Annotated in this window: 9 protein-coding genes; 6 read left to right on the top strand and 3 right to left on the bottom strand. The window is 59.3% G+C overall.

The window, feature by feature from the left end; all coding sequences use genetic code 11:
- The coding region (locus ACRXB1_RS20495) for a thioredoxin fold domain-containing protein (protein ID WP_449493045.1) at positions 1 to 422 on the top strand (422 nt) is incomplete at its 5' end.
- Positions 423 to 490: 68 nt separating this feature from the next.
- Here ACRXB1_RS20495 and hemB read toward each other — a convergent pair.
- Together hemB and yihA are read right to left on the bottom strand one after the other, a co-directional pair.
- The gene (gene hemB / locus ACRXB1_RS20500) at positions 491 to 1489 is read right to left on the bottom strand and encodes a porphobilinogen synthase (protein ID WP_449493046.1); all 999 of its coding nucleotides are present in this window, start codon (positions 1487 to 1489) and stop codon (positions 491 to 493) included.
- A gap of 288 nt (positions 1490 to 1777) precedes the next feature.
- Positions 1778 to 2443 carry a ribosome biogenesis GTP-binding protein YihA/YsxC gene (gene yihA, locus ACRXB1_RS20505; RefSeq protein WP_375508118.1) on the bottom strand — a complete coding sequence of 222 codons (666 nt, stop codon included), beginning with the start codon at positions 2441 to 2443 and terminating at the stop codon, positions 1778 to 1780.
- Between the two features lie 321 nt (positions 2444 to 2764).
- Between yihA and ACRXB1_RS20510 the strand changes: the two genes are divergently transcribed.
- The 5 genes from ACRXB1_RS20510 to msrQ all read left to right on the top strand — a co-directional run bounded on the left by ACRXB1_RS20510 (position 2765) and on the right by msrQ (position 8933).
- The gene (locus ACRXB1_RS20510; RefSeq protein WP_062000480.1) at positions 2765 to 3451 is read left to right on the top strand and encodes a c-type cytochrome; all 687 of its coding nucleotides are present in this window, start codon (positions 2765 to 2767) and stop codon (positions 3449 to 3451) included.
- A gap of 208 nt (positions 3452 to 3659) precedes the next feature.
- Positions 3660 to 5894 (top strand): cytochrome c biogenesis protein ResB, encoded by a 2235-nt coding sequence (locus ACRXB1_RS20515; RefSeq protein ID WP_375508117.1) that lies wholly within the window; start codon positions 3660 to 3662, stop codon positions 5892 to 5894.
- A 4-nt stretch (positions 5895 to 5898) separates the two neighbouring features.
- The gene (gene ccsB, locus ACRXB1_RS20520) at positions 5899 to 7101 is read left to right on the top strand and encodes a c-type cytochrome biogenesis protein CcsB (protein ID WP_062000478.1); all 1203 of its coding nucleotides are present in this window, start codon (positions 5899 to 5901) and stop codon (positions 7099 to 7101) included.
- A gap of 160 nt (positions 7102 to 7261) precedes the next feature.
- On the top strand, positions 7262 to 8251 hold the full coding sequence (gene msrP / locus ACRXB1_RS20525) for a protein-methionine-sulfoxide reductase catalytic subunit MsrP (RefSeq protein WP_062000477.1): 990 nt from the start codon (positions 7262 to 7264) through the stop codon (positions 8249 to 8251).
- A 10-nt stretch (positions 8252 to 8261) separates the two neighbouring features.
- Positions 8262 to 8933: a protein-methionine-sulfoxide reductase heme-binding subunit MsrQ gene (msrQ, locus tag ACRXB1_RS20530; RefSeq protein ID WP_062168143.1), complete on the top strand. Its 672-nt coding sequence runs from the start codon at positions 8262 to 8264 to the stop codon at positions 8931 to 8933.
- Between the two features lie 64 nt (positions 8934 to 8997).
- Here the strand turns inward: msrQ and lysA are convergent, their stop codons facing one another.
- On the bottom strand, positions 8998 to 10260 hold the full coding sequence (lysA, locus tag ACRXB1_RS20535; protein ID WP_449493047.1) for a diaminopimelate decarboxylase: 1263 nt from the start codon (positions 10258 to 10260) through the stop codon (positions 8998 to 9000).
- Between the last annotated feature and the right edge of the window lie 159 nt (positions 10261 to 10419).

Below are 10419 nucleotides of genomic sequence, written 5' to 3' on the forward strand. Positions count from 1 at the left end.
TTGCCGTCTTCACGGCTCGCGCCGGTGCCGGAACAGCGGTCGCCACGCAAGCATCGGCTCCGGGCGAAACCTTCGCGCCGGTGAAGTCATCGGAGCAACTTGATCTCGCGGTGAAAGCCGCTGGACGTCCGGCAATGCTCGATTTCTACGCCGACTGGTGCGTCTCGTGCAAAGAGATGGAACATCTCACGTTCAGTGATTCGAGAGTGCGCGCACGCTTGGCACAGCTCAATCTCCTGCGCGCGGATGTGACTGCGAACAATACCGACGACCAGGCCCTGCTCAAGCGTTTCAAGCTTTTCGGACCGCCGGGCATCATCTTCTTCGATGCCCAGGGCAATGAAGTCGCACGCGTAGTAGGCTACGAATCGGCCGACAAGTTTTTGCAGAGCCTCGACAAGCTTGGGGCGCCTACGACGTAGAACATTAACCGTACGGAAAACGAAAAAGGCGACGCATTGCGTCGCCTTTTTCGTTCCCATCATGCCGGCTATTTCGAAGCCCGCAGAATCCGGGCAGCGTCCAAAGCAAAGTACGTGAGCACGCCATCTGCTCCCGCGCGCTTGAACGCCAGCAGCGATTCCATTATGGTCTTGTCGTGATCGAGCCAGCCATTTTGCGCGGCGGCCTTGATCATGGCGTACTCACCGCTGACCTGATACGCATAAGTCGGAAAACGAAACTCCTCCTTCACGCGATACACAATGTCCAGGTACGGCATGCCCGGCTTGACCATCACCATGTCGGCGCCTTCTTCAATGTCCATGCGGACTTCGCGCATGGCTTCATCGGAATTGGACGGGTCCATCTGGTAGGTCATCTTGTTGCTCTTGCCGAGATTCGTGGCCGAGCCAACGGCATCGCGGAACGGACCATAGAACGCCGATGCGAACTTCGCCGCGTACGCCATGATTCGTGTGTGCACGTGGCCATCGCTTTCGAGCATTTCGCGGATCGCACCGATACGCCCATCCATCATGTCCGAAGGCGCGACGATATCCACGCCCGCTTCAGCTTGCGTACGAGCCTGGTCGACGAGGATCTCGCTGGTTTCGTCGTTGATGACGTAGCCTTGTTCGTCCAGGACGCCGTCCTGGCCGTGGCTGGTGTACGGGTCCAGCGCGACATCGGTGAGCACGCCCAGTTCGGGGAAGTGCTTCTTCAACTCGCGCACGGCGCGCGGAATGAGGCCCTCGGGGTTGGTCGCCTCGCGGCCGTCGGGCGTCTTCAGCGACGGCTCGATGGCAGGGAAGAGCGAAATAACCGGCACACCCAGTTCCATGCACTGCTCGGCGACTTTCATCAGCAGGTCGACGGACGTACGCTCGACGCCTGGCATTGAAGGCACGGCCTGACGCAGATTCGTCCCCTCGACGATGAACACCGGATAGATCAAGTCGTTGGTCGACAAGAGGTTTTCACGCATCAGGCGGCGCGAAAAGTCGTCCCGGCGCATGCGGCGCGGACGATGATGCGGATAAAAGCTCATGACGTGTACTCGGGAATTTTTGAAATTGGGAAATTAACGGGAAGACGCGGCTCGGCCAGATGGCGCGTGCGTCGGAGGCGGCTGAGACGCCAGGCGGGGCAGCTCCAGAACCATTTCGAGACAATGGTATATCATACCGATCGAGTGAGGCGCCTGGCGCCGACCTCCCCGCTTCTCCTCCCTGAGCGGGTGCCTGTGGTGATTCGTAAAGGATTCGATCAGGCTGTTTGACCCGCCGTCATGCGGCGGGTTTTTTTATGCCGGGAGCGCGGACCGCTCGAAGCGGGCTTACTGCGCCTCGTCTGCCGGGTCGCTTTCTTCAATCGCCTTGGGAATCAGCCAGCTTTCGATCTTCTCGTGCGCTTCGTCGAGGCCAACGCGCTTCAGTGCCGAAAAGAGCTGGACTGTCAGTTCCCCGCGATATCCGGACGCCGTATATTCCTCGAACGCTTTCTTGGTCGCGCGCAGCGTATTAATGCTTTCCTGGCGCGTCAATTTGTCGCATTTCGTCAATAACGCGTGAATTGGCTTGCCGGTGGGCGCAAACCATTCGAGCATGATCTTGTCGAGCTCGGTCAGCGGGCGACGCGAATCCATCATCAGGATCATGCCGACCAACTGGGCGCGGCTTTGCAAATACGTGGACAACAACGCCTGCCAGTGCAGCTTCGCGTTGCCTGACACTTCGGCATAACCGTAGCCCGGCAAGTCCACCACGTGGGCCCTGGGCTGGTCCGCGGGGCCGATGGCGAAGTAGTTGATGTGCTGGGTGCGCCCGGGCGTCTTGCTCGCGAACGCGAGCCGCTTCTGATTGCACAGCAGGTTGATGGCCGTTGACTTGCCGGCGTTCGAGCGTCCAGCGAACGCGATCTCCGGCTGCGGCGTGGGAGGCAGATCGCGTAAGTGATTGACCGTTGTAAAGAAACGGGCTTGATGGAGCAGGAATGACGACATGGGAAGACCGAAAGTGAAATTCTGTGGAAACTCGAGCTGTAAGGAGCCACTGAATACTGGGCTTGCCCCGACTGGCGTCTTTGCGTTTAGCGAGTTATTGTACAATACGACGGTCGTACGAAGACCAGCCAGGGCACGCAAGACCCAAGCGGGATAAGGAGTGAGACAGGTTTGAAGGCAGATTTCGGGGCGCGCGGCGAGTGATCTTTTTGCCCGTACCGAACTCGTATCGCGTCCCCTGTCGGGTGTCTTGCAGTGCATCGGTAACCGTCGTTTTGCAGAACCTCACAATTCTCACAAGACGAATAACAGGGTACGCGAATGAACCGACTGTACAAGACTCTGATGGCCTTGGAATTAGCAGCAGCATTCGGAGCGGGGTTGGTGGGCTGGACACTCACGGCGCAGACGGTCAATGCAGCGGAGCCCGCAGCGGCCGCGGCGCCTGCCAAGCCCGATATAGCGCGGGGTCAGGCGATTGCCACTCAGGTCTGCGCTTCGTGTCACGGAGCAGATGGCAACAGCGCCGGCGGCGCGTTTCCGAAGCTCGCGGGTCAGCATGCCGAGTACATCGTCAAGCAGTTGAAGGATTACAAGACGCAGCCGGGCGCGAAAGAGCCGGCGCGCAAGAACGCGATCATGGCCGGTATGGCGGCCGCTTTGAACGATCAGGACATGGTCAACGTGGCTGCGTATTTTGAGACGCAGAAAGCGAAGCCCGGTTACGCGCGGGACAAGAACACCGTGCCGCTCGGGATGAAGATTTATCGTGGCGGCATAACGGATAGAGCTGTTCCCGCTTGCGCCGCGTGTCACGGTGCAACAGGTATGGGCGTGCCGGTGCAGTATCCGCGCTTGTCGGGGCAGTGGTCCGATTACACGGCGGCGCAGCTCACCGCGTTCGCCCAAGGAACACGCAACAACAGCGAGCCCATGCATACCATTGCGTTGCGCCTGAATGAAGCGGAAGTGAAGGCGGTGGCGGACTACATCGCGGGATTGCATTGAAGTAGTAATCTGCGCCGCGCGAGGGTCTGCTTTAAGATGCGCGCAGCGTCGTCCGGACGTCACAAGCGTCCGGCATAGTGCGAACCCAGCATACATAAGCATCACGAAGCCGGTCCAGCGAGACCGGCGTGCAAATAAGAAAAAGGGTGGGACGCCGGTCTGGTGCCGGTGCGTCTCCACCCTTTTTTGCTGTTCAGCCGGAGTTTGAATGAGCGTCACCACGTCGGGATTGCAGTCGAAGTCGAGCCGTAGCAGCGTACGTCATGCCATCGAAACAATCAGCTCGATGCGCTTTGCCATCGCGCTGCTTGTGATTCTTGCAATAGCAAGCATCATCGGGACCGTGCTTACGCAGGAAGATCCGTACCCGAATTACGTCAACCAGTTCGGTCCGTTCTGGGCGGATATTTTCCGCGGCCTGAGCCTCTACAACGTGTACAGCGCGTGGTGGTTCATGCTGATCCTGGTTTTCCTGGTGATCTCGGTGTCGCTGTGCGTGATCCGCAACGGCCCGAAGATGATCGCGGACATGAAGAGCTGGAAGGATCGGGTGCGCGAGGGAAGCCTGCGCGCGTTCCATCACAAGGGTGAATATCCGCCGGTGCCGGACTCGCGCACCGAGACCGCTGCCAAGTTGCAACGGCTGTCCGGCAAGATGGGCTACAAGTTCAAGACGCTCGAGACGGAAAGCGGCGCCACGCTGATCGCGGCGAAGCGCGGCGCGATGACGAAGCTCGGTTATATCTCGGCGCATCTGGCGATCGTGGTGATCTGTATCGGCGGTTTGCTCGACAGCAACCTGCCAATCAAGCTGCAAATGTGGCTCTTCAACAAAACGCCGATTGCGTCGAATGAAGTCATCAACGACATCCCGGCGTCGCACCGGTTGTCAACGTCGAATCCTACGTTCCGCGGTTACGCCTGGGTGCCGGAAGGGCAGCACGTCGCGACCGCCATCCTGAACCAGCAGGACGGCTCGCTGATCCAGGATCTGCCGTTTTCCATCCAGCTCGATAAATTCATCGTCGACTACTACTCGACGGGTATGCCGAAGCTGTTCGCAAGCGATATCGTCGTGATCGATCATGCGACCGGCAAGCGCATTCCGGCGCGTGTGGAGGTGAACAAGCCGTTCACGTATGACAACATTTCCATCTATCAATCGAGCTTCCAGGACGGCGGCTCCAAACTTTCCATGACCGCCTGGCCCATGTCCGGCGGCAGCACGAAAACAGTGCCTTTCGAGGGCGCGATTGGCGGAACGGCGCCCATGAGCCCGCAGATCATCGGCGGACAGGGTGAAAGCGTCGAGTTCACCGATTTCCGCGCGATCAACGTCGAAAACATCACGGACGGCAACGGTACGATCGACGCACGCGGTGTCGGCAAGACGCAAACGCTGCGTCAGGCATTCGACGAACGCCTCGGCTCCGGCGCGAAGACATCGCGGCCGACGGATTTGCGCAACGTGGGGCCATCGGTGCAATACAAGGTGCGCGGCACGGACGGACAGGCGCGTGAGTTCAACAACTACATGCTGCCCGTCGACGTGCAAGGCCAGCCGATGTTCCTCGCCGGCATGCGCCTGAGCCCGAACGACCCGTTTCGCTATCTGCGCATCCCCGCCGACGAACAAAGCTCGATCAAACAATGGATGAACCTGCGCGCCGCGCTGGAAACGCCCGCTATGCGTGTCGAAGCGGCGCATCGTTTCGCGCAGCGTTCCGTGCCGGAAGCCAACGCCGACCTGCAGAACCATCTGGAAGAAAGCGCATTGCGCGTGCTGAACCTGTTCGCGGGTGCTGACGAAGCGGGCGTTCCGGCTCAACCCGGCGCAACTGTCGGCGGATTCCAGGCGATCGCGGGTTTCATCGATAAATCGGTGCCGAAGGGCGAGCAGGAAAAAGCGGCCGGCTTATTGCTGCGCATGCTGGAAGGCGCGACGTGGGACTTGTGGCAAATCTCGCGCGCCCAGAACGGCATGCCGGAAGCGCAGGCGGATGCGAAGAACACGCAGTTCGTGCAGTCGTCGATCAATGCGCTTTCGGACAGCTTTTTGTATGGCTCGCCCGTTTTCCTGCAACTTGACTCGTTCAAACAGATCCAGGCGTCGGTGTTCCAGTTGACACGCGCGCCGGGTAAAAAAGTGGTGTATCTTGGCAGCGCCCTGCTGGTACTCGGCATTTTCTCGATGTTTTACGTCCGGGAACGTCGTCTCTGGTTTTGGCTCAAAGATTCGGCAACGGGCGGCACCAGCGTGTTGATGGCAATGTCCACCGCGCGCCGGACGCTCGATTTCGAGAAAGAATTCGCGCAAACGCGCGACGCGATAGGCGCTGCACTCGGTGTCAAATCGCAGCCGGCGGCGCCATCGGCGTCATCGCCAACGTCGGAACCGCCCCCGGACACGAAGTCCGCCGGCTCGCACGATTCAACTCGGTAAGAACATGGACCTCACACAAGCCTCTTCGCAGTCAAAACAGGCGCAGCAGCGCGCGGGCAAAGTGCCCGTCGATTCCGACCTGTTCGACGAACGGCCGTTCCTCAAGCGCCTGGGTGTAACCGACTGGCTATTCGCGCTCGCGATGGTCGCCGGCGCGGGTTTCGCGCTGTATCGGTATCACCCGTTCATGAATTATTACGACAAGCTGGTGCTTTGCGCCGCGGTGCCGACGTTCGTAGTGCTCGGGTGGCGCTGGAAACCGGTGCGGCTGCTGATTGCGTGCATTGCACTGCTGTCGCTGTCGTCGTTGCAGCTTTATCATTCGGATCTGGCCCGCGCCGATACCAACTTCTTCTTGAAGTACTTCCTGTCCAGCCAGTCGGCCATCCTCTGGATGAGCGCGCTGCTCGTTCTGGCAACCGTGTTCTACTGGATTGGCCTGGTCACACGCTCCGCAACCGGCGGCGCGATCGGCTCGAAGATGACATGGGTGGCCGTGCTCATGGGCTTCACGGGGCTGATGGTGCGCTGGTACGAGTCGTATCTGATCGGCTCGGACGTCGGGCATATCCCCATCTCGAACCTGTATGAAGTGTTCGTGCTGTTCTGCCTGATCACGTCTTTGTTTTATTTGTATTACGAAGAGCATTACAGCACGCGCGCCATGGGCGCGTTCGTGTTGCTCGTGATCAGCGCGGCCGTCGGCTTCCTGATGTGGTATTCGATTTCCCGCGATGCGCAGCAGATCCAGCCGCTCGTCCCCGCGCTGCAAAGCTGGTGGATGAAGATCCACGTGCCGGCGAACTTCATCGGATATGGCAGTTTTGCGCTGGCGGCAATGGTCGGCGTGACCTACCTGGTCAAGGAGCGCGGCATTCTGGCAGATCGCCTGCCGTCGCTGGAAGTGCTCGACGACGTCATGTACAAGTCGATCGCGGTGGGTTTCGCGTTCTTCACCATCGCGACCATTCTCGGCGCGTTGTGGGCCGCCGAAGCGTGGGGCGGTTACTGGAGCTGGGACCCGAAGGAAACGTGGGCTTTGATCGTCTGGCTGAATTACGCCGCGTGGCTGCACATGCGGTTGATGAAGGGCCTGCGCGGATCGGTTGCTGCATGGTGGGCGCTGACCGGTTTGCTGGTCACGACCTTCGCTTTCCTTGGCGTCAACATGTTCCTCTCCGGACTTCACAGCTACGGCAAGCTGTAACTTTTACGTTAAGCCCAGTTTAAAAACCGCCATGCATGATCTGCTGGCGGTTTTTTTATTGCCAGGGCGGAATACGTGAAACCAAATGGGTGTTTGCCACGAATATAGCTAGTAGAGCGGCAGCGCCCACGCCGGGCGCAACGCATTGAGGAGCATCGAGATGTTGATCAAGAACAATAGCCGTCTTTTCGGCGATGAAATCCCCCGCAGCGAAATTACGCCGCGTGCGTTCTTTGAGAATCGCCGCCGTGTGTTGAAAGCCGCAGGCGCGCTTGCCGCGACCGGACTGGTCGGCGTCAACGGTGAAGCGTTCGCAACCATGACATCGCCCGATGCAAAGGGCCAGAAGCTCGTGGCGACCACGAACACGAAGTTTGTCGCGATGGACAAGGTCACGCCACTCAAGGACATCACAAGCTACAACAACTTCTACGAATTCGGCACCGACAAGGGCGATCCCGTTCAAAACGCGCATTCGCTGCGCCCGCGTCCGTGGAAGATTTCGGTGGAAGGTGAGGTCAAGAACGCGAAGGTGTATGACATCGATGAAATCCTGAAGCTCGCGCCGCTCGAAGAGCGTATCTACAGGCTGCGGTGCGTGGAAGGCTGGTCGATGGTCATTCCGTGGATCGGCATTCCGCTCGCCGAGATCGTCAAGCGTGCACAGCCGACGGGCAACGCCAAATTCGTGCAGTTCATCTCGCTTGCCGATCCGTCGCAGATGCCGGGATTGTCCACGCCGATTCTCGACTGGCCGTATTCGGAAGGCTTGCGCATGGATGAAGCCATGAACCCGCTGACCTTGCTGACGGTGGGTTTATACGGGGAGGTGCTGCCGAACCAGAACGGCGCGCCCGTGCGGATCGTCGTGCCCTGGAAGTACGGCTTCAAGAGCGCAAAGTCGCTGGTGAAGATTCGTTTCGTCGAGAAAGAGCCGAAGACGAGCTGGAACGAATATGCGCCCGCCGAGTACGGCTTCTACTCAAACGTGAATCCGAACGTCGACCATCCGCGATGGAGCCAGGCGACCGAGCGGCGCATCGGTGAAGACGGATTTTTCACGCCGAAACGCAAGACGCTGATGTTCAATGGTTATGGCGATCAGGTTGCATCGCTGTATCAGGGCATGAACCTCAAGGCCAACTTCTAAGGAGCAACGGATGGCTTCGGCTTCCGATGTAAAGCCCCGACCCGCCGCGCGGACTACCGCGCCGGCCACAAAGACGAACTGGATCAAGCCGGCGAAAGTCGCCGTCTTCCTGGGCGGCTTGTATCCGCTCGCGCGCATTGTCTTGCTTGGATTTACGGGCGGATTGGGCGCGAATCCAATCGAGTTCATTACGCGATCCACTGGTCTCTGGACGCTTGTTTTTCTGTGCATCACACTGGCTGTGACGCCGGTTCGCCGTCTGACAGGATTCAACGCGCTGCTGCGTTTTCGCCGCATGATCGGGCTGTTCGCGTTCTTCTACGTAGTGCTGCACTTCACAACGTACATCTGGTTCGACAAATGGTTCGATGTCTTCGCTATCTTGAAGGACATCGCCAAGCGGCCGTTCATCATGGTCGGGTTCGCGGCGTTCGTGCTGCTGATTCCGCTCGCGATCACATCGCCGAAAGCGATGGTCAGGAAACTCGGCCGCCGCTGGCAGACGCTGCACAAGCTTATTTACCCGATCGCCGCGCTCGCCATCCTGCATTTCTGGTGGATGAAAGCGGGCAAGCACGATCTGATCTTGCCGAAGATCTATGGGGCGATCGTGGTCGTATTGCTGGCTTGGCGCGTGATTGTCTGGCTGCGCGGAAGAATGACCAAAGCTCGTATGGCTTGAGGCTCCAAAATGCAAAAAGGGCGACGCCATGCCGAGCGTCGCCCTTTTCTATTGCGCGGAAAACTCAATCCGGAAAGATCGATTCCCCGGCGAACAGATCCTTCACTTCTTCACGTTCACGCACGAGACGCGCGCGTTCGTGATCGACCATCACTTCGGCGGCGCGCGGGCGCGTGTTGTAGTTCGAGCTCATGACGAACCCGTACGCGCCGGCCGAGAAGATCGCAAGCAGATCGCCTTGTTCGATGGCAAGCGAGCGGTCCTTCCCCAACCAGTCGCCGCTTTCACACACGGGACCGACCACGTCGTAGAGTTCGGCCTTCGCCGCGCTCGTTCCCACCGCTTCAATGCGGTGAAACGCCTGATACATAGCGGGACGCGCGAGGTCGTTCATGGCGGCATCGACGATAGCGAAGTTTTTCTCCGCACCCGGCTTCAGATATTCCACGCGCGTGAGCAACAGCCCCGCGTTGCCAACCAGCGAACGTCCCGGCTCGAAATACACTTCACGCTCGCCATGTCCGCGCTTCTCGATATGCGCGAGCACCGCTTTCACGAATTCACCGATGGCAGGCGGCGTCTCGTCGTCGTAGGTGATGCCGAGTCCACCGCCGACATCGATGTGATGGATCTTCGTCCCGTCTGCTTCGATCTGCTCGACGAGATCAAGCAGCTTGTCGACGGCGTCGAGGTACGGACTCACTTCCGTGATCTGCGAACCGATATGGCAATCGATGCCAATGACATTCAGGTTCGACATGGCTGCGGCTTGCGCGTAGGTCGCGCGTGCATCGCTGAACGCTACGCCGAACTTGTTCGACTTGAGACCCGTGGAAATATACGGATGCGTCTTTGCGTCGACATCGGGATTTACGCGCAACGAAACCGGCGCCTTCTTGCCGGTCGACCTGGCGACTTCGTTGAGTGCGTGCAGCTCAGGAATCGACTCGACGTTGAAGCATTTGACGCCGGCATCGAGCGCTTCACGCATTTCCCACACCGACTTGCCCACGCCCGAAAACACGGTGTTTTCCGCCTTGCCGCCCGCTGCAAGCACGCGCGCCAGTTCTCCCGACGAGACGATGTCGAAGCCCGCGCCCAAACGCGCGAACACGTTCAGCACGGCCAGATTGCTGTTCGCTTTCACCGCGACGTGGATGGTGGCGCGGCGGCCTTTGCACGCATCGGCGTAAGCTTGATAGGCGTCGGTCAGCGCGCTGCGCGAGTACACGTACAGCGGCGTGCCGAACTGTTCGGCTAACGATGCCGCCGAAACGCCTTCGACTTGAAGCACGCCATCGGCGCGCGAGAATACGGATTGGGTCATGACTTTTCTGGTCCGGCTGACGCGCATGCGTCATTTGAATCGCGCTATGAATTGCACAAACAGTCGCACAAACACGTCGCAAACGTGGCGAGGCAAAAATTTAGTCGCCGGCTGACGCGGCCTTGGGTACTGACGCGGATGGTTTCAAATTGTCGTCGG

The sequence above is a fragment of the Caballeronia sp. M23-90 genome (assembly GCF_053574605.1).